At 73.3% G+C, this 19,027-nt stretch carries 17 protein-coding genes; 4 read left to right on the top strand and 13 right to left on the bottom strand.

Annotated features, from left to right (window positions below):
* The first annotated feature begins 47 nt into the window (after positions 1–47).
* Positions 48–467 (top strand): DUF2752 domain-containing protein, encoded by a 420-nt coding sequence (locus E0D90_RS12165; RefSeq protein ID WP_130797935.1) that lies wholly within the window; start codon positions 48–50, stop codon positions 465–467.
* Between the two features lie 71 nt (positions 468–538).
* On the opposite strand, the gene E0D90_RS12160 is transcribed toward E0D90_RS12165, so the two are convergent.
* From E0D90_RS12160 to E0D90_RS12135, 5 genes are all read right to left on the bottom strand, one after another.
* Positions 539–2,107 carry a DUF7059 domain-containing protein gene (locus E0D90_RS12160; protein WP_227870171.1) on the bottom strand — a complete coding sequence of 523 codons (1,569 nt, stop codon included), beginning with the start codon at positions 2,105–2,107 and terminating at the stop codon, positions 539–541.
* Between the two features lie 211 nt (positions 2,108–2,318).
* Positions 2,319–3,014: a small secreted protein gene (locus E0D90_RS12155; RefSeq protein ID WP_174856187.1), complete on the bottom strand. Its 696-nt coding sequence runs from the start codon at positions 3,012–3,014 to the stop codon at positions 2,319–2,321.
* Positions 3,015–3,176: 162 nt separating this feature from the next.
* Complete coding sequence (locus tag E0D90_RS12150) at positions 3,177–5,690, bottom strand: sodium-translocating pyrophosphatase (protein WP_130797931.1); 2,514 nt, start codon at positions 5,688–5,690, stop codon at positions 3,177–3,179.
* Between the two features lie 867 nt (positions 5,691–6,557).
* Entirely contained in the window at positions 6,558–6,974 is a 417-nt protein-coding gene (locus tag E0D90_RS12140) for an ATP-binding protein (protein ID WP_103501989.1), read from the bottom strand.
* A 177-nt stretch (positions 6,975–7,151) separates the two neighbouring features.
* Positions 7,152–7,493, bottom strand: coding sequence for an STAS domain-containing protein (locus E0D90_RS12135; protein ID WP_103501988.1), 342 nt, complete (start codon positions 7,491–7,493; stop codon positions 7,152–7,154).
* Positions 7,494–7,596: 103 nt separating this feature from the next.
* Between E0D90_RS12135 and E0D90_RS12130 the strand changes: the two genes are divergently transcribed.
* The gene (locus E0D90_RS12130) at positions 7,597–10,017 is read left to right on the top strand and encodes a DEAD/DEAH box helicase (protein ID WP_130797929.1); all 2,421 of its coding nucleotides are present in this window, start codon (positions 7,597–7,599) and stop codon (positions 10,015–10,017) included.
* On the opposite strand, the gene E0D90_RS12125 is transcribed toward E0D90_RS12130, so the two are convergent.
* The 7 genes from E0D90_RS12125 to ssd all read right to left on the bottom strand — a co-directional run bounded on the left by E0D90_RS12125 (position 9,980) and on the right by ssd (position 15,061).
* Positions 9,980–10,309 (bottom strand): Rv3654c family TadE-like protein, encoded by a 330-nt coding sequence (locus E0D90_RS12125; RefSeq protein WP_103501986.1) that lies wholly within the window; start codon positions 10,307–10,309, stop codon positions 9,980–9,982. The genes E0D90_RS12130 and E0D90_RS12125 overlap by 38 nt on opposite strands.
* 88 nt (positions 10,310–10,397) lie before the next feature.
* Positions 10,398–10,787 carry a TadE family type IV pilus minor pilin gene (locus E0D90_RS12120; RefSeq protein ID WP_130797927.1) on the bottom strand — a complete coding sequence of 130 codons (390 nt, stop codon included), beginning with the start codon at positions 10,785–10,787 and terminating at the stop codon, positions 10,398–10,400.
* Entirely contained in the window at positions 10,774–11,001 is a 228-nt protein-coding gene (locus tag E0D90_RS12115; protein ID WP_103501984.1) for a DUF4244 domain-containing protein, read from the bottom strand. The genes E0D90_RS12120 and E0D90_RS12115 overlap by 14 nt, the downstream gene beginning before the upstream one ends.
* Positions 11,002–11,087: 86 nt before the next feature.
* The gene (locus E0D90_RS12110) at positions 11,088–11,711 is read right to left on the bottom strand and encodes a type II secretion system F family protein (protein ID WP_130797925.1); all 624 of its coding nucleotides are present in this window, start codon (positions 11,709–11,711) and stop codon (positions 11,088–11,090) included.
* A gap of 124 nt (positions 11,712–11,835) precedes the next feature.
* Entirely contained in the window at positions 11,836–12,717 is an 882-nt protein-coding gene (locus tag E0D90_RS12105; RefSeq protein ID WP_227870170.1) for a type II secretion system F family protein, read from the bottom strand.
* On the bottom strand, positions 12,714–13,865 hold the full coding sequence (locus E0D90_RS12100) for a TadA family conjugal transfer-associated ATPase (protein ID WP_227870169.1): 1,152 nt from the start codon (positions 13,863–13,865) through the stop codon (positions 12,714–12,716). The genes E0D90_RS12105 and E0D90_RS12100 overlap by 4 nt, the downstream gene beginning before the upstream one ends.
* Positions 13,862–15,061: a septum site-determining protein Ssd gene (ssd, locus tag E0D90_RS12095; protein ID WP_227870168.1), complete on the bottom strand. Its 1,200-nt coding sequence runs from the start codon at positions 15,059–15,061 to the stop codon at positions 13,862–13,864. The genes E0D90_RS12100 and ssd overlap by 4 nt, the downstream gene beginning before the upstream one ends.
* Before the next feature lie 598 nt (positions 15,062–15,659).
* Between ssd and E0D90_RS12090 the strand changes: the two genes are divergently transcribed.
* Positions 15,660–16,532, top strand: coding sequence for an HAD family hydrolase (locus E0D90_RS12090; protein ID WP_130797921.1), 873 nt, complete (start codon positions 15,660–15,662; stop codon positions 16,530–16,532).
* A 450-nt stretch (positions 16,533–16,982) separates the two neighbouring features.
* On the opposite strand, the gene E0D90_RS12085 is transcribed toward E0D90_RS12090, so the two are convergent.
* Positions 16,983–17,882, bottom strand: coding sequence for a Fic family protein (locus E0D90_RS12085; protein WP_130797919.1), 900 nt, complete (start codon positions 17,880–17,882; stop codon positions 16,983–16,985).
* Between the two features lie 105 nt (positions 17,883–17,987).
* Here E0D90_RS12085 and E0D90_RS12080 point away from each other — a divergent pair, with 105 nt between their 5' ends.
* Positions 17,988–19,001: an ATP-binding protein gene (locus E0D90_RS12080; protein ID WP_130797917.1), complete on the top strand. Its 1,014-nt coding sequence runs from the start codon at positions 17,988–17,990 to the stop codon at positions 18,999–19,001.
* Positions 19,002–19,027 lie beyond the last annotated feature (26 nt).

Below are 19,027 nucleotides of genomic sequence, written 5' to 3'. Positions count from 1 at the left end.
AGGGCGCACGCTCCCGCTGAGCGGTCCGCTGAAGAGGGGGAGGCACGATGAACGGGACACGGGGCGACTCGGCGTGGCGCCGCCGGCTCACCCACCCGGCGGTCGCCCCGCTGGCGACCCTCGCCGTCGCGGGCACCGCGGCCGCCTACCTCGTGAGCACCGACCCCCACCAGGAGGGGCAGTGGCTGCCGCGCTGCCCCTTCAACTGGGCGACCGGCCTGCTCTGCCCGGTCTGCGGCGGCACCCGCATGGTCTACGACCTGCTGCACGGCGACCTTCCAGCCGCCTTCCACGACAACGCGGTGCTGCTCCTGCTCGGCGTGCCGCTGGCACTGGCCCTCTTCGGCCGCTGGCTGTACGACGGGCTTCGTGGCAGCAGGCGGCGGCCACGGATCACCAACCGCGGGGCTGCCGTCATCGGCGTGGTGGCCGTGGTCTGGATGGTCGTCCGCAACGTCGGCGGCTGAACGCCACCGCACACCCGCCGCACGGCGGGGCGGCGGGCAGCGGGCAGCGGGCGCGCGCCGGTGTCGCGCGCTCAGAGCGCCGGGTGCAGGAAGCCCTGTTCGACGAGGGAACGCAGCGTCGCCGGAGTCGCGGCGCGGAGCGTCGCCGGGTCCTCCGCCAGCAACTGGGCGATGGCGTCCACGATCCGCCCGGCCGGGAGCGTCCCGTCGCAGCTTCCGACGAGCGCGGCACCGACGGTGTCGACGGTGATGGCACGCATCATGCCGTGCCGCTGACGCAGCACCACATGCTCGGGGTCCTCCTCCCCCGGCCCGCCGATCTGCTCCTGCACGACGCCGTCCGCCAGCACATAACGCCCTTCCAGCAGCTCCGCGTCGTCCCGCACCCGAAGGTGGTCACGGGCCTCGAAATGGCGGCGGATCTCCCCGCCCAGCGGCTGCTCGACCGTGTGCGGCCACTCCTCGGCGACCACGGACGGCTCGGCCGCCCCCGTGCGCCGCAGCGTGATCCAGCCGAAGCCGACGGCCCGGGTGCCGCGGGCGGCGAACTCCTCCAGCCAGGCGTCGTACCGGGCGGCGTACTCGTCCTCGGGGCCACGATGCGCCCCGGCGTCCCGCAGCCACAGCTCGGTGTACTGGGCGACGTCCTGCTCCTCGCGCTGCACGATCCACGCGTCGCACCCGGCGGGCACCCAGGAGGTCACCCGCTCCCGCCAGTCCTCGCCCTCGACGTGCTGCCAGTTGGCTAGCAGCTGGCACCAGCCGCCCTCGGTGAGCCGTTCGGCGGCGCCCCGCACCAGCGAGCGGCACAGCTCGTCCCCGTCCATGCCGCCGTCACGGTAGGTCAGCCGCTCGGCGGAGCCGGTGCTCGGGGAGATCACGAACGGCGGGTTGCTGACGATCAGGTCGTACGGTTCGTCGTCGGCCACCGGCTCGTAGAGCGACCCCTGACGGAGCGCCGGTTCGGGAACCCCCGACAGCGCCAGGGTCAGTTGTGCCATCCGCAGGGCCCGGGGGTTGACGTCGGTGGCGGTGACCCGCGCGGCGCGGACCGCGAGGTGCAGTGCCTGGATACCGGAGCCGGTGCCGAGATCGAGCGCGCGGGCGACCGGGCCGTCCACGGTGATCTGGGCGAGCGTGGCGGAGGCGCCGCCGACTCCGAGCACCACGTCGGCACGGGCGCCGGCCGCCCCGGCGGCACCGCCGATCGCGCAGCCGGCGTCGGAGACGACCCACCAGTCCTGACCGGCCGGCCCCGCGTACGGGCGGATGTCCACGGCGGCCCGCACCGCCCCGGGGTTCGTGCCGGTTCCCGCGTTCGTTCCGGTTCCCGCGTTCGCGTCCGGGTCCGGGTCCGGGGTGAGCCAGCCGGAGGCGAGCAGTTCCTTCACCGGGAGCACGGCGGCGGCCTCGGGGCGCGCGACGGAGCCGCGCAGCAGGAAGAGACGGATCAGCACGGCGAGTGGCGAACCGTCCCGGGTGGCCCGCAGCGCGGGCACGATCTCAGCGCGGGCGAGCGCGGCATAGGGGACGGCACCGAGCTGTTCCAGCAGGCCGTCGGCGGTGAAGGACGCGGCCAGCAGGGTGTCCCGCAGCCGATCGGTGTCGGGTCCGGGAAGGGGGAGTTCGTCGGTGGTCACCGCCCCATTGTGTCCCGGCGTCACCCCCGGACGGCCGGGTGAGCGGCGCACGGGGCGCGCCGCCGGTCGCACCGGAGGCGCCATGGGCCCGCCCGGGACGAGACCCGGGCGGGCCCATGGCGCGGTGCCTCACCGCCGGCGCGCGGACCCGCGGACCCGCGGACCGGCGCCGGTGGTGCGACGACGGGCCGGGGCCTCGGCGGCCGAGACGTCAGGCGTCGTCCTCCGCGTCCTCGTCCGCGCTGTCCGAGTCGGCCGCGTCATCCCCGTCGGCCGTGTCGTCGGCCGGCGCCTCGGAGCCCGCGTCACCGGCGTCGTCGGTCGTCTCGGCGTCGTCGCTCTCGTCGGCGGAGGGGTCGCCGGGAACGGGGCTCTGACAGCCCTCCTGGCGGGCCATGGCGTCGCCCAGATCACCGCTCTGGAGCTTGCTGAGGGCTTCGTCGCCCGACTGTCCGAGCTCCTCCAGCTGGCCCACCATGGCACGCAGGCCCTCGGCGAACTTCGCCCGGTCGGAGGTGTCCAGCTCGTCGCTGGCCTCCTGGAGCTGCTCGTAGGACTGGGAGAGACCGGTCAGCTCCTCGACCGCGTCGGTGCGCAGCTCCTCGCCGTCCTCGACGGGCGGATCGCCCGCGTCGTCGACTGCCGTGGCCAGCGACTCGAACGCGGCGGACAGCTCGCCGTAGGAGCTGGAGTACGCCTCCTGGACCTCGGCCGGCTCCCCGCTGCCCTCACTGGCCTCGGCGATGGCCTCATTGGCCGCCTGGATGCGCTCCACCTGGGGCTGCACCTGGTCACAGACGTTCTTCGCCCATGCCTCGGTCTTCTCGCCGCTGTCGTCACCGCACGCGGTCAGCGTGAGGACGAGCATCGCGCAGCCCGACACCGTCGTCGCGAACCTTCTGTTCACCGTTCTCAGGTCCCTTCCCAGCCGATGGCCCCCGCCGGGGCGTGTCCCTGGCCGGGAACCTACAGCAGACGGGTGGGCGGTGTGCCCCGGCACACCGCCCACCCGCCGCCACTGCGTCACCCGGGCTATCGCCTCCGGCGCGCCCGGGTGGTGTACTCCCGGCTAGCCGCGACCGCCCTTCTCCCCGGCGCCACCTCGGCTGCCGCTGTCGGCGGAGGTGCCCTCGCCCGACGCCGACGGGGTGACGGCGGCCCCCGTGGCCGAGGGTCCGGCGGCACCCGCCGGGCCGTCGACGTGATCGATGTCATCGTCGGAGTCGTCGACGGCGATGCCACGCCGCTTGGAGACGTAGACCGCGGCCACGATGACCGCGATGGCGAGCACCGCGATCAGGCCGCGAAGGAACCCGTTGGAACTGCTGCCGTAGCTGAGCGTCACCACGGCGGGGGCGATGAGCAGCGCCACCAGGTTCATGACCTTCAGCAGCGGGTTGATCGCCGGACCGGCGGTGTCCTTGAACGGGTCACCGACGGTGTCGCCGATCACGGTCGCCTCGTGTGCCTCGCTGCCCTTGCCGCCGTGGTGGCCGTCCTCGACCAGCTTCTTGGCGTTGTCCCAGGCCCCACCGGAGTTGGCGAGGAAGACCGCCATCAGGATGCCGGTGCCGATCGCACCGGCCAGGTAGGCGCCGAGGGCGCCCACGCCGAGGCTGAAGCCGACGGCGATCGGCGCCATCACGGCGAGCAGCCCGGGGGTCGCCAGCTCCCGCAGCGAGTCGCGGGTGCAGATGTCGACGACCTTGCCGTACTCCGGTGTCTCCGTCCGGTCCATGATCCCCGGATGGTCGCGGAACTGGCGCCGCACCTCGTAGACGACGGAGCCCGCCGACCGGGAGACGGCGTTGACGGCGAGACCGGAGAAGAGGAAGACGACCGCGGAGCCGATGATCAGCCCGACCAGGTTGCTCGGGTAGGCGATGTCGAGGCTGAGTGCCGCCGCGCCGAAGGCGTCGACGGTGGTGATCCCGGTGTCCGCGACGGCGTTGGCGATGGCGTCGCGGTAGGCGCCGAACAGCGCCGCCGCCGCCAGGACGGCGGTGGTGATCGCGATGCCCTTGGTGACGGCCTTGGTGGTGTTGCCGACGGCGTCGAGGTCGGTGAGGACCTGCGCGCCCTCGCCCCGCACGTCGCCCGACATCTCGGCGATGCCCTGGGCGTTGTCGGCGACCGGGCCGAAGGTGTCCATCGCCACGATGACGCCGACCGTGGTCAGCAGGCCGGTGCCTGCCAGTGCGACCGCGAACAGCGCCAGCATGATGGTGCCGCCGGCCGCCAGGAACGCGGCGTAGACGCCGATCGCGACCACCAGCGCGGTGTAGACGGCCGACTCCATGCCGAGGGAGAACCCGGCCAGGACCACTGTGGCGGGCCCGGTCCGGGAGGTCTTGCCGATGTCCCGCACGGGTCGGCGCGACGGCTCGGTGAAGTAGCCGGTGAGCTGCTGGATGAGCGCGGCCAGGATGATGCCGATCGCCACCGAGGTCAGCGCGAACAGCCGCGGGTCGCCGCCGTGGGCGAGGATCTCCGGGTCCTGCACCCCGGTCAGCTCGGCGAAGGTGCCGGGCAGCGCGACGAACGCGGCGATGGCCACCAGCACCAGCGAGACACCGGCGGTGATGAAGAAGCCGCGGTTGATGGCGGTCATGCTGCTGCGGTCCCCGCGCCGCGGTGCGACGACGAAGATCCCGAGCATCGCGGTGAGCACCCCGAGGGCCGGGACGAGCAGCGGGAAGGACAGTCCGGCGTTGCCGAAGGCGACCGTGCCCAGGATCAGCGCGGCGACCAGTGTCACCGCGTAGGACTCGAACAGGTCGGCGGCCATGCCCGCGCAGTCGCCGACGTTGTCACCCACGTTGTCCGCGATGGTCGCGGCGTTGCGCGGGTCGTCCTCGGGGATGCCCTTCTCGACCTTGCCGACCAGGTCCGCGCCGACGTCGGCCGCCTTGGTGAAGATGCCGCCGCCGACCCGCATGAACATCGCGATCAGCGCGGCGCCGAGACCGAAGCCCTCCAGCACCTTCGGCGCGTCCGCCGCGTAGACCAGCACCACGCAGCTGGCACCGAAGAGTCCCAGACCGACGGTGCACATGCCGACCACGCCGCCGGTACGGAAAGCGATCCGCATCGCCTCGTGGCGGACGCTCACCGGGTCCTTGCCCTCACCTCCGTCCTCGGTGGGATTGGCGGCACGGGCCGCCGCCGCCACACGCACATTGCTGCGTACCGCCAGCCACATTCCGAGGTATCCGGTGGCCGCCGAGAACGCGGCTCCGATCACGAAGAACAGGGAGCGGCCGACGCGCTGATTCCAGTCGTCGGCGGGAAGGAGCAACAGGAGAAGGACGACGATGACGGCGAATACGGCGACCGTGCGCAACTGCCGGGCCAGATAGGCGTTCGCGCCCTCCTGGATGGCTCCGGCGATCTTCTTCATGCTGTCGGTGCCCTCGCCGTACGCCAGCACCTGTTTGACGAGCAGGACGGCGAGCGCCAGGGCGGCGAGGGCGATGAGTGCGATCAGCAGTACGAGTACGCGGTTGCCGCCGGTGAGTTCGGCGGCGGACGCGGCTTCCATGACGTACGGATGCTCCCGAAGAGGGGAAGAGAGCCCCACCATTCGTCCTCCTTGACGCTCAGGGTGATCCGAGACAGATGTGGCCGGAGTGTAGAGAGGCGCGACGGATCGAAGAAGGGGGCCGGTCGATGGAATTGCTCAACCACGAGTAAAAACACTCGTAAGCGCATCCGGAATGATCAACACATGAGCGATCCGACAAGATCACTAAAATGGCGTCAGCGACTTTATGCGATTGCACAGAGAGGCGGGAGCGAACTGGAAAGGAAGAGGCTGCCGCGACGTGGCCGCAGGTCAACGGGGCTGCCGAGAGAGGCAGTCCGGGAACGGCCCGGCCGGCGGGGACGGCCCGGCGGACCGTGCGCCCCCGTGCGGAGACCACCGATCGCGCGGCGGGCGGCGCGCGGGGAACCGATGGGGTACCGCCGACCGGGTGACAGGGCCGGCCCGGGGCCCTGAAGGCGGGCAGCGGGGAGCGCGTTGGCTGCGGCGGTCCCCCGTGGCCGGGCGGGCCGGGGAGGCGGGGACGCCGCGACGGGACGTCAAGATGCCAGGCGCAGCGAGCTGTTGGAGGGCGCGCCGCGCCACTTCGACCCCGGCACGGGAGGCACGTACCTCCCGACGCGACATGGTCACCCGGCCCGAGGACGAACCCACGTCAGTTCGGAGGAGGTGGTGATTCCCCGACACGGCCGGAGACCACCCGAACGCCGGACACCGGGACCGACCGCGCAGCGCGAGGGCCGAACACAACGAGCGGAGGCGGGAGCGGGGTGAGCGGACGCGGGGTGAGCGGACGCGGGCAGCGCCGAAGCGGGGAGACGCGGCGCGGCCGTGGCGGGTGGGTGGATGGATGAGTGAGTGGGTGGGTGCGGGTGCTGGGCGAGAGCGCCGAAGCGGACGGACGGATCAGACGGCGGTGGCCGGCCAGCTCATCCGGATGCGCCCGCCATCGGCGTCCGACGCCACATCGAAGTCGTCCACGAGACCGCTGATCACCGCGAGCCCCAGCTCGTCCGTCTCCTCGGCCACCGCCTCGGCGTCGGCGTCGCCCTCACGCTGCTGCGGCACGGAACCCGGGGCGTCGTCGCCGACCTCGATCGAGAAGCTCTTCTCACCCTCGGTGAGCTTCACCCGGACCGGGCTCTTCAGACCGTGCAGCGCGTGCAGGCCGACGGCACGTGTGCAGGCCTCACCGACGGCGAGACGCAGTTCGTCGAGGACCGACTCGTCCACCCCCGCCCGCCGGGCCACGGCTGCCGCGACCAGACGAGCAGTCCGCACGTGCTCGGGCGAGGCGCTGAAGCGGAGTTCGACGGTGGCCATTGCTGTCCCCCTCGGTCCCCGCGCGGATGTCGCGGCCGGCTTGCCTGCCGGCCGCGAACAGCGCGGCGGACGGTGGTGTGTGTCGTTCGGTGATCGGTCGATCGGCAGGGCTCGACGGGCTCGCACGACTGTTGTAGCCGCGCGCGCCGACACTGAGACCCCTCGGGGCCACGGGCCTCAGTCGGAGGCCGCGACCGCCTCGTCGACCGACTCGTGGATCGGGAAGACCTTGGTGAGCCCGGTGATCCGGAAGATCTTCAGGATCCGCTCCTGGTTGCAGACCAGCCGCAGCGAACCCTCCTGCGCCCGGACCCGCTTCAGACCACCGACCAGGACACCCAGACCGGTGGAGTCGAGGAAGTCGACGCTCTCCATGTCCACCACCAGGTGGTGGTTGCCCTCGTTCACCAGCTCCACGAGCTGTTCTCGCAGCTTGGGAGCGGTGTAAACGTCAATTTCGCCGCCTACCTCGACGACCGTGCGGTCACCAACGGTCCGAGTCGACAGGGACAGGTCCACAAATCCTCCAGCGCCTTGCTCATGGGCGGTCGCCCCCGGACGTCTCCCCCGCTCGGGGCAGGAGGACGGACCGGCGGCCGCCAGGGCATTCAATCACTTACCCATGGTCCGGGACGACGACTTATGGCCATTGTCCGTCGGACCGGTGACACACTCGGGGACGATGCCGCACGAACCAGTCCCACCGACCCCGGACTCCCCACCGGCCCGACAGTCGCCTCGGGCCCTGCTGGAGCGCCTGGAATCAGCGGGCGACCGAACGGCACGCATCACCCACACGGAGCACCTGCCCGCTCGCGGGGCCCGTCATTCACCCTGGCCCCACGCGGTACGCGAGGAGGTCGTGGAGGCACTGCGCGCCGCCGGCATCGAGCGGCCCTGGAGCCACCAGGCGGAGTCGGCAGAGCGGGCCCTGCGCGGTGAGTCCGTCGTCGTGGCCACCGGGACCGCGTCCGGCAAGTCCCTCGCCTACCTGATCCCCGTGCTGCACACCCTCACCGACACGGCGGCGGCCGGCGGGCGGGGCGCGACCGCGCTCTATATCGCGCCGACCAAGGCCCTCGCCGCCGACCAGGTACGTGCCGTCAAACGGCTGGCGGCTCCGCTGGGCACCACCGTGCGGCCCGCCGTCTACGACGGGGACACCCCGGCGGAGGAGCGCGCCTGGGCCCGCCAGTACGCCAACCTGCTGCTCACCAACCCGGACATGCTCCACCGCGGCCTGCTCCCCGGCCACCGGCGGTGGACCTCCTTTCTGCGCAACCTGCGCTACGTGGTCATCGACGAGTGCCACGTCTACCGGGGCGTCTTCGGCTCCCATGTCGCCCAGGTGCTGCGCCGGCTTCGGCGGCTGTGCGCCCACTACGGCGCGGAACCCGTCTTCCTCCTCGCCTCGGCGACGGCGGCCGAGCCGGCCATCGGGGCGAACCGCCTGACGGGGGTGCCGGTCACCGAGGTCACCGAGGACGGCTCTCCCCGGGGGGAACTGGCCTTCGCCCTGTGGGAACCGCCGCTGACCGAGGCACGCGGCGAGCGGGGAGCCCCGGTACGCCGCTCGGCGACCGCCGAGGCCGCCGAGCTGCTCGCCGACCTGGTGGCGCGGGACGCCCGCACCGTCGCCTTCGTACGCTCCCGGCGGGCCGCCGAACTGATCGCCGTGATCGCCAGGGAGCGCCTGGACCGGGCCCGGGGCGACGCCGTCGCCTCCTACCGGGGCGGATATCTGCCCGAGGAACGCCGCGCACTGGAACGCGCCCTCCACAGCGGCGAGCTGCTGGGACTGGCAGCGACCAACGCCCTGGAGCTGGGTGTGGACGTGGCGGGGCTGGACGCGGTCCTGATCACGGGCTTCCCCGGGACCCGGGCGTCCCTGTGGCAGCAGGCGGGCCGGGCCGGGAGGGCAGGGCAGGGCGCGCTGGCCGTGCTGATCGCCCGGGACGACCCGCTGGACACCTATCTCGTCCACCACCCCGAGGCGCTGTTCCGACGCCCGGTGGAGGCCACCGTCCTGGACCCGGGAAACCCCTATGTCCTCGCACCGCACCTGTGCGCCGCAGCGGACGAACTTCCCCTCACAGAAGCGGACTTCTCGCTCTTCGCCCCGGCCTCCCGTGAGCTCACGCCCAAGCTGGAGGCCCGTGGCCTGCTGCGGCGGCGCGGCTCCACCTGGTACTGGACACGCCGGGACCGGCCCAGCGACCTCGCCGACATCCGGGGGCAGGGCGGACCGCCGGTGCAGGTGGTCGAGGAGGCCACCGGCCGACTGCTGGGAACCGTCGACGCGGCGGCGGCGCACACCGCCGTCCACGAGGGCGCGGTCCATCTGCACCGAGGGAACACCTTCGTGGTGCGGAGCCTCGACCTGCCGGGGCACATCGCGCTGGTCGAGGCCTCGGCACCACCGTGGACCACCTCCGCCCGCGACGTCAGTGAGATCTCCGTGCTGGAGACCGACCGCGAGGAGCCGTGGGGCGACGCCCGGCTGTGCCTGGGGTCGGTGGAGGTGACGCACCAGGTCGTCTCCTACCTGCGGCGGCGGCTGGTCACCGGTGAGGTGCTCGGTGAGACCAAGCTGGACCTCCCGCCGCGAACCCTGCGGACCCGCGCGGTGTGGTGGACGCTCACCGAGGACCAGGTCGACGCCGCCCGGCTCACGCCGGAGATCCTGCCGGGCGCGCTGCACGCGGCCGAGCACGCGGCCATCGGCATACTGCCGCTGTTCGCCACCTGCGACCGCTGGGACATCGGCGGAGTCTCCACGGCCCTGCATCCCGACACGCTGCTGCCGACCATCTTCGTCCACGACGGTCACCCCGGCGGCGCCGGATTCGCCGAACGCGGCTTCCACGCCGCCCGGGAGTGGCTGACGGCGACGCGGGAGGCGATCGCCTCCTGCGAGTGCGAGAGTGGCTGCCCGTCCTGCGTCCAGTCGCCGAAGTGCGGCAACGGCAACGATCCCCTGCACAAGCGGGGCGCCGTGCGGCTGCTCACGGAGGTCCTGCGCGTGAGCGCGCCGGAACGGTGAACGGCCCGGCGGCCACCTCGGCGGTGAGGTCGGCGACCCCGGTTCCGGGATGCAGGGCGCAACGCGCCAGGCGTGCACCGTTGGCCTCCGCCACCGTGGCCGCGACCTCACAGGCGGCGGCGACGCCGTCGAGGGCGCGGTCGGCGGCCGCCAGGGCCGCGAGGTCAGCAGCGAGAGCGGCCCGCTGACGGGCCTCGGCGGCCCCGCCCAGGGCGAACGCCACCGCTGCCGCCAGCCCAAGCAGCGCCAGGCAGGCCGCCGCCACCACCGTGCCGGCGCCGCGGTCCGCCACAGGCGAAGCTCCGGCAGTACCGGCTCCTCCCGGAACTTCGCCGCCGGTGAGCCTGTCGGGGCGCACCCGCGGGTGCTTCGCCGGGCGCTCACGACGGCTCCACCTGGGCGACCGCGTCGGCGGCCACGGAGAGGGAGATCGCGTTCGGGCCCCAGGAGGTGGCCTCCACCCGGACCCGGTGCAGTTCACCGTCCTGCGAGAGCCGCACCCGGGCCCCGGACGGCGCCACGGCGAGCGCCAACGTGCGGACATCGGAGGCCGGTTCACCGCGGGCGAGCGCCCGGGCCCCGGCACGTGCGGCGTCCGCGCACTCCTGCCGGACCATGCCGGCGGCGACGCCCCACAGCACCATCGCCAGCACCGCCACCAGCGCGGGGACAGCGAGTGCCGCTTCCGCCGTGACGTAGCCGCCGTCGCGGCGGGCGGCCCGCTGACGCCGGGCACCGCCCCCGGCCGTCGACCCCTCACAGCGGCGCATCGAAGGCACGCTCCACCAGCCCGGTGAGGGCGCCGGACACGGTGTCCGAGGTGACGACCTGGAAGAGAACGGCGGCCAGCGCCGCGGCGGCCACCGTGCCGATGGCGTACTCGGCGGTGCTCATTCCGGCGTCGCGCGGAGCACGGCGGGTCGCGCAGCGCGTCGCCGCGGTGCGCAGCAGCAGGGTGACGTTGAGGGAGACGAGCTTGTTCATGGGTGTGGTTCTCCTCTTTCTGTTTCCGGGCAGGCCGGAGCGGACCGTGGTGATGGGCTGTCGATGCGGGGTTGGATGTGCGAGGGCTAGACCAGGCCAGCGGCCAGGCCGATCACCACGGGGGCGACCCCGGTCAGCAGGAACGCCGGCAGGAAGCACAGCCCCAGCGGACCCGTGATCAGCACCGCGGCGCGCCGGATTCTGGTCTGGGCGGCTCTGGCGCGACGGCCGCGCTGCTCCGAGGCGGCGGCGGCCACCGCCTCCACGGCGCTGATTCCGGAGGTGTCGGCCAGCTCCAGACGGCGGGCCAGCGGTCCGGCGCCGGGCTGGCGTCCGAGCCGCCCCCAGACCGCCGCCGGCTCGCCGCCGAGCCGGAGCTCGCTTGCGGTGCGGCGCAGCGCGCGGGCGAACTCGCCGTCCATCGACCCGCCGACCGCGGCGGCGGCCGCCGCGGGTGCCGCGCCGGCGGCCAGGCAGGCGGCCAGCAGTTCTGCGGCGAGCGGGAGCCGGGCGTCCTCCGTGCCTGCTCGTGGTCGTCCCGCGAAGGCACGCCGGAGCGTCGAGGGGCGGCTGCGAGGCGCCGGGCGGGCCTCGCGACCGGCTGCCGGGTCCGCCAGGGAGGTCAGCCGCCGCCGGGTTCGGTGCGTGCTCCGGGAGGGGAGCAGGGAGATTCCGGCGCCGAGGGTCAGCAGCGCGCCTACCAGCAGCATCGGGTGACTCCCTCGCCGGAGGCGGCCGGCCACGCGGGCCGGTCGCGCACCAGGGGGTGGAGACGGTCTCCCCCGGCGCCCAGGTGCCGTGGACGCGCCCGGGGGCGCGGGGTGAGGGAGGAGTTCATGTGGCGCTCCGTTCGGCCGAGCGGATGATGGCGGCGGTCCAGCTCAGACCGGCCGCTTCGAGGGCGCCGCCGAGGAGAAGACAGAGCAGCCCGGCGGGTTGGTGCAGCAGCACGTGCAAGGGGTCGGCGCCCATCGCGGTGCCCAGGAGGAGCCCGGCCGCGGGCAGCGCGGCCAGGACGAAGGCGGTGGCGCGGGGTCCGGCGAGCTGGGAACGCAGTTCCTCGCGCTGGTCCCGTTCCGAACGGAGCGACTGGGCCACGCGGTCGAGGCCACTCGCGAGCGACGCTCCGCCGTCGACGGCGACCTGCCAGCAGGCCGCCACTCCGCCCAGCCCTTCGGCGCCCGGCACTCCCGCTGCCCGGCGCAGCGCGCCCGCGATGTCGTCGCCGCGTCGGGCGAGGGAGGGCAGCGCGGCCACGAACGGGCCGAGACCTGTCACGCCTGCGGTCTGGAGGGCCTGTTCGGGCTGGCGCCCGGCTCTGACCTCTCCGGCTAGCGCCGCGCAGAAGGCGATCACGGCGTCGCGACGCCGGTCGGCGGCGAGGAGCCGCTCCCGGCGGCGGCACCGTCTCATCAGGAACGGAGCGAGGATCAGGGATAGCACCACGGGCAGTGGTGAGGTGCCCGCGAGGGAGAGCCCCAGGCCGACGGCGGAACACGCCAGTCCCCAGAGCACGGCCCGGTCGTGAGGCGGGCGCGGAGCACTGGACGGACGGCCGCCGGCACCTTCGGCGATACCGGCCCCGGGAGCGGCGGGTGCCGCGTCGGAGATCAGCGACCGGGCACGGCCGGCGACCCGGTGACGGCCCAGCAGCCACCACCCTCCCAGGCAGCAGAGCGCGGCCGCGACGGCGTGGACGTGGAGCGCGGTGTTCACAGGGCGGCCTCCAGCGCGGGCCAGCCGCGCTCCTCGGTGAAGCCTCCCGGTGACCAGCGCAGCGCCGGTACCGTCCGCACCAGGCCGTCGGCGTCGCGCTCCAGGACGTGGATCTCGGAGATCCGTCGCCCGCCGGTGTCGCGCACCAGGTGGATCACGACGGAGAGCGCAGCTGCCAGTTGGCTGTGCAGTGCGGCGCGGGGCAGCCCCGCCATCGCGCCGAGCGCCTCCAGCCGTGCCGGTACGTCCCGGGCGGCTCCGGCGTGCAGGGTGCCGCAGCCACCGTCGTGGCCGGTGTTGAGGGCGGTCAGGAGCTGGACGACCTCCCGTCCCCGCACCTCGCCGACCACCAGCCGGTCGGGGCGCATCCGCAGCGCCTGGCGGAGGAGCTCGTCCAGTTCGATGCCGCCCGCGCCCTCCTGGTTGGCGGGCCGGGTCTCCAGACGGACGACGTGGGGGTGGCTGGGCCTCAGTTCGGAGGAGTCCTCGACGAGGACGACGCGTTCGTCCGGCGGGACGAGACCGAGAAGGCTGGAGAGCAGTGTGCTCTTGCCGCAGCCCGTGCCGCCGGTGATGAGGAAGGAGAGCCGGGCGCGGAGCAGTCGGCGCAGGAGCCGGGCGCCTCCGGGCGGGAGCGTGCCGGCGGCTGTCAGTTCGTCGAGCGTGAAGGCGCGAGGACGCACGACCCGCAGGGACAGGCAGGGAGAGCCGACGGCGAGCGGGGGCAGGACCGCGTGCATCCGGGTGCCGTCCGGCAGCCGGGCGTCGACCCAGGGGCGGGCGTCGTCCAGCCTGCGTCCGGCCGCGGCGGCGAGCCGCTGGGCGAGGCGGCGGATGGCGGCCGCGTCACGGAACCGGACCCCGGCCCGGCGCAGACCGCGTCCGCGGTCCACCCAGACGGCGTCCGGGCCGTTGACCAGGACATCGGTGACCTCTGGCTCGGCCAGGAGGGCTTGCAGCGGGCCGGCGCCGACCAGTTCGGAGCGGAGGTCGCGGACCTCGGAGAGGACGGCGCGGTCGCCCATGAGCCGTCCCTGGTCGCGCAGGGCGGCGGCGACACGGGCGGGGGTCGGGTCGGAACCGTCCTCGGCGAGTTGGGCGCGGACCCGGTCCAACAGCCCGGCGGGGAAGGCGGCGGTGGGGTTCACGCGTCGCTCCCCCGCCCGGGCAGAACGCGAGCGCCCTTCGCGGGCGCGGCCGGGGTGGTTCGCGCGTGCCGGGCGAGTGCGCGTCGCCTGCCCCGGGCCGGCGGTACGCCGCCGGCGACCGGCGCCACCGGGACGCGCTCTGGCGGGAGCGCGTGGCGGACCACGTCCGCGCAGAAGCGGCCCAGCGGGCCGCGGCCGTCGCGCCCCGGTGGCTCGCCGGCGTCGGACGAGGCGGGCAGCCCCGGTTCGTCCGGGATCTCACCGCTCAGCGGCAGGCCGAGGAGCTGGGCCAGTTCGGGAGCGCCGAGCGACGGGGACGATGTGGCGCGCACGGCCAGCCGCAGGTCACGGACGAGGGCACCGGCCGTGTCCACGGTGAGGCGGGCCGCGGCGACCGCCCGCAGTTCGGTGGGCACGACCAGCAGACCGAGGTCGAGCCGGGACAACGCCTCGGTGGTGGAGTCGTCCAGACCGCGCGGCAGGTCCACCACCACGAGGCCGCCACGCCGGCGGGCGGCGGCGAGCACCGACCGCATCGCCTCGGCGGACGCCGGAGGCCCGGTGGTGCGGTTCCAGCTGAGCAGGCTGACTCCGTGCGGCCGGGGCAGCGCCTCTTCGAGCGCGGACCAGGAGAGCCGTCCCCGTGCCGAGACGAAGTCCGGCCAGCGCGGGCCGCCGGTCCGTTCGGCGCCCAGGAGGACGTCGAGTCCGCCTCCGAGCGGATCGCCGTCGATCAGGGTGGTGGGCAGGCCGGCGCGTGACCCGGCCAGTGCCAGGGCGGCGGCGAGGGTGGACGCTCCGGCACCTCCGCGTCCGGCGAGGACCCCGATGGTGACGGCGGGCGCCCCGCGCGTCTCGACCGCGTCGGCGATGCGGTCCGTCAGCCTCGCCTCGTCGTCGGGAAGATGGAGCACCTGTTCGGCGCCGAGCGCCACCCCGCGTTCCCAGACGGTGTGGTCGTCGAGGTCACGCCCGACCAGCACCACACCCGGCCGGCGGGCGGGTGGCGCTCCGAGTCCGTCGCGGGCGGCGGCCCAGTCGTCGCCCACGAGTACCAGCGGCGCGGCGGACCAAGTGGCGGCGGGTGGCGGGCCGCCGTGCACCACGTCGGCCCGGGCGTCGGCGGCGGAACACAGCCTCAGGAGGTCGTCGAGGAGATCGTCGCTCTCGGTGAGGACGAGTACGGGTGCGGCCATCGCCTGCTCCCCTTCCGTGATCGGCTCGGGCCGTGATCACGACCCGACCGCCACGGTGACGGATATCTGCGTATCGCGGGGATCTTGGATGAAATCTGTGGACAACGCGAGAGATGTGGATAACTTCGACACACGAACGGGTGATCTCCACCGCCCCCTCTCCCCACATTCGGAATGACCGATCACTATCGATGGGGACCGCCACCGGAAGGGCGGGCATCGGGATCGGGGAAAGAAGATCGCAGGGCGGTACAACCATTACCGAGGGTCAGGTATCTCACTGGATGACGGCGTCCCCCGGCGGCCACGGCGGCGGACGTCCGGAGGGAACGGCACGCCGTCACCAACACGGGACCGGCCCGGCGGGGCCGGTGACACAGCAGGCAGGGAGGCAGCCGACGAAGGGCTGAGACCGGCGCACGACAGCAGCCGGACATGCGACGACCCCCGCTCTCCCCCCCGGCGGGGGTCGTCTTCCACGGCCGACTCGGGGGGGGGAGGAGTCGGACCGGGGTAGCACGGTCGCGAACGATCCGTGACTTCCATGGTGTACCCGAGAGCCATCTCAGGCAAACCCACGCGCCCCAGCGTACGCCGAATGGTGGGCGTTTATGCTCGGCACGTGGAAAATCTGCCGAAGCCGCGTACCGCCGCCTTCTTCGACCTGGACAAGACGGTCATCGCGAAGTCGAGCACCCTCACCTTCGGTCGGTCCTTCTATCAGGGCGGACTGATGAACCGGCGGGCCGTGCTGCGCAGCGCGTACGCACAGTTCGTCTACATGGTCGGCGGCGCGGACCACGAGCAGGTGGAGCGCATGCGGCGCTACCTCTCCGACCTCTGCCGCGGCTGGAACGTGCGCCAGGTGCAGGAGATCGTCGCCGAGACGCTGCACCAGGTCATCGACCCGATCATCTACGACGAGGCGGCGTCCCTCATCGAGCAGCACCACGCGGCCGGCCGCGACGTGGTGATCGTCAGCACCTCCGGCTCCGAGGTGGTGGAGCCGATCGGCCGGCTGCTGGGCGCGGACCGGGTGGTCGCGACGCGGATGGTGGTGGAGGACGGCCGGTACACGGGGGAGGTCGCCTACTACGCCTACGGGCCGGCGAAGGCGGAAGCGATCCGGGAGTTGGCGGCCTCGGAAGGGTACGACCTGGAGCGCTGCTACGCGTACAGCGATTCCGCCACCGACCTGCCGATGCTGGAGACGGTAGGACATCCGCACGCCGTCAACCCGGGCCGTTCGCTGCGCCGGGAGGCGACGGCGCGCGAATGGCCGGTGCTCAACTTCAACCGGCCGGTGCGGTTGAAGAAGCGGTTCTCGGCTCCGCGCCCGGCGGTGACCGCGGGAGTGCTGGTCGCGACGGCGCTGGTGGCGGGTGGCGTCGTCTGGTATGCGGCGGGGCGTCGTGGCCGCGGCAAGCGCGGCGCGATGGCGCTGCGACGGGGTCCGGCACGCGGGCGCTGACCGCCCGCTCCGATCTGATCCGTCCCCGCTGCGCGTCCGACGGCGCTGCGCGTCCGACGGCGCTGTGCGTCCGACGGTGCTGTGCGTCCGACGGTGCATCCGGGGGCCACGCAACGGAAAGCGGCGGCGCCGCCGAAGCGGTGCCGCCACCGGTTACATGTCCACCGGGTGATCATGCGTGCGGTGTATTTACCGATCAGGACGGGATCTGTGCCCGCTTCCTGGTGCGGCTGGCCCGAATCGCGGGCTGGCGACGCGTGGGTACCCGGTATTCATGTGTACCGAACCGTGGGCCGATTGACTTCGCGTCCTGCTGTGCGGATCGCCGGTCGCACGGGCCGTTGGTTCCTTTGTACCTCTCCTCACCCGGAAGGGGAAGGCAGGCCGCAAGATTTTACTTTTGACCTCAAACACCCCAGAACGGGCAGGCGGTCATGGGTGGCGCGAGCATCAGGCCGCGCCGCGCTGCAGCGCCTCGCAGACGGCCACCGACTCGCGGGCGCCCAGTTCGACCGCCTTCCCGCAGTGCGCGATCCACGCCGACATGCCCTCGCCGCTGCCCGAGGCATAGCCGGCCAGGGCTTCGCGGTAGGCAACCGCGCCGAGTTCGGCGTGGCCGACCTCGGCGGGCGCCACCGACTTGGGGTCCAGCCCGCCACCGATCAGCACGATGCGCTCGGCGGCCCGGGCGATGAGCCCGTTGTGCGACACGAACGGCCGCAGGGCGAGGAGTTCACCGTGCACCACCGCCGCCGTCACGAGGGCAGGCGCGGCCGATCCGGCCACGATCAGCCGGGCGAGCCCGTCCAGCCGGCCGACGACCTCGTCCACCGACGGCAGCGGAAGTCCGGTGCCGTCCACGTCGTCGACGCGTTCTCCCACGAGCCGGGGGCGCCCAACGGCGCCGTGCGTTCCGGCCGTCACCTCGCCACCAGCGCCGCCGCCACTGCCGCGGTCGCCGCCGGCGGCGACCAGGTGCAGCCGCGCGAGGACCCGCAGCGGCGAGGCGCGCCAGATGTCCAGAAGCTGCCCGGCCTCCGCCGACACCCGCAACGCCGCACCCGTCACCAGGGCCTCGCGGTCGGTCGAGAAGTCGCTGCGCCGCCGGATCTCCTCCAACGCCCAGTCGGCACCGGCCAGCGCCGCCGAGCCCCGGGCACCGCGCAAGGTCGCCTCCGCGGTGATCTCGGCGCTGCGGCGCCGCATCACTCGGTGGCCGTACACCCGGTCGACCGCGACGCGCATCCCGTCGACGGCGTCCGCGACTCCGGGCAGCGAGGCGAGGGGGACCAGTGGGTCGGCGTCGGCCGGGGGCGTGTCCCCCCGGCCGCTCGGGGTGTTGACCGTCATGGGTTCGACCCTATGTCCTGGCGCGTCGCGCCCTGTCCCGCCTTCGGGTGGTCTTCTTCACGTGGATGGCGGGCCGGGGCACCGACCGCCGCTATGTTGTTGAACATGAAGATCGCTTTCGTTGGCAAGGGTGGCAGCGGCAAGACCACGCTGTCCTCGCTGTTCATCCGCCACCTCGCCTCCCAGCGCGTGCCCGTGACCGCCGTGGACGCGGACATCAACCAGCACCTCGGCGCGGCACTCGGGCTGGACGAGCAGGCCGCCGCCGCGCTCCCGCCGATGGGCGGGCAGCTCCCACTCATCAAGGAGTACCTGCGGGGCTCCAACCCGCGGATCACGTCCACCGAGACGATGATCAAGACGACACCGCCGGGAACGGGCTCGCGGTTGCTGCGCCTGGACGAGTCCAATCCCGTCTTCGAGGCCTGCGCGCGGGACATCGTCCTGGGCACCACAGACGGCGCAGACGGCACAGACGGCACAGTGCGGCTGATGGCCACCGGCCCGTTCACCGACGCGGACCTGGGCGTCGCCTGCTACCACTCCAAGACCGGGGCGGTGGAGCTGTGCCTCAACCACCTGGTGGACGGCCGCGACGCCTATGTGGTGGTCGACATGACGGCAGGCAGCGATTCCTTCGCCTCCGGCATGTTCACCCGCTTCGACATGACCTTCCTGGTGGCCGAGCCGACCCGCAAGGGCGTCTCCGTCTACCGCCAGTACCGCGAGTACGCCCGCGACTTCGACGTGCGGCTGCGCGTCGTCGGCAACAAGGTGCAGGGCCCGGAGGACGTGGCGTTCCTACGCGACCAGGTGGGCGAGGACCTGCTGGTCACCTTCGGGAACTCACCGTGGGTCCGCGACCTGGAGCGCGGCGGCCACCGCCCCTTTGGGGAGCTGGAGCACGAGAACCGGACCGCGCTCAAGGAACTGCACGCGGCTGCCGACGCGACCCACGCGGCGCGGGACTGGGAGCGCTACACACAGCAGATGGTCCACTTCCACCTGCGCAACGCCGCGAGCTGGGCCAACGAGCGAACCGGCGTGGACCTCGCCGCGCAGGTCGACCCGGGCTTCGTCCTCCGCGAGGACGCCGCCGCCCGGACCGCGAACCGGTAGACCGCGCCCCCGGCCCGCCTGTCCTC

The sequence above is a fragment of the Streptomyces otsuchiensis genome (assembly GCF_004305975.1).
In the GTDB taxonomy this organism is placed as follows: Bacteria; Actinomycetota; Actinomycetes; order Streptomycetales; family Streptomycetaceae; genus Streptomyces; species Streptomyces otsuchiensis.
This window is presented reverse-complemented; position numbering and strand designations above follow the sequence as displayed.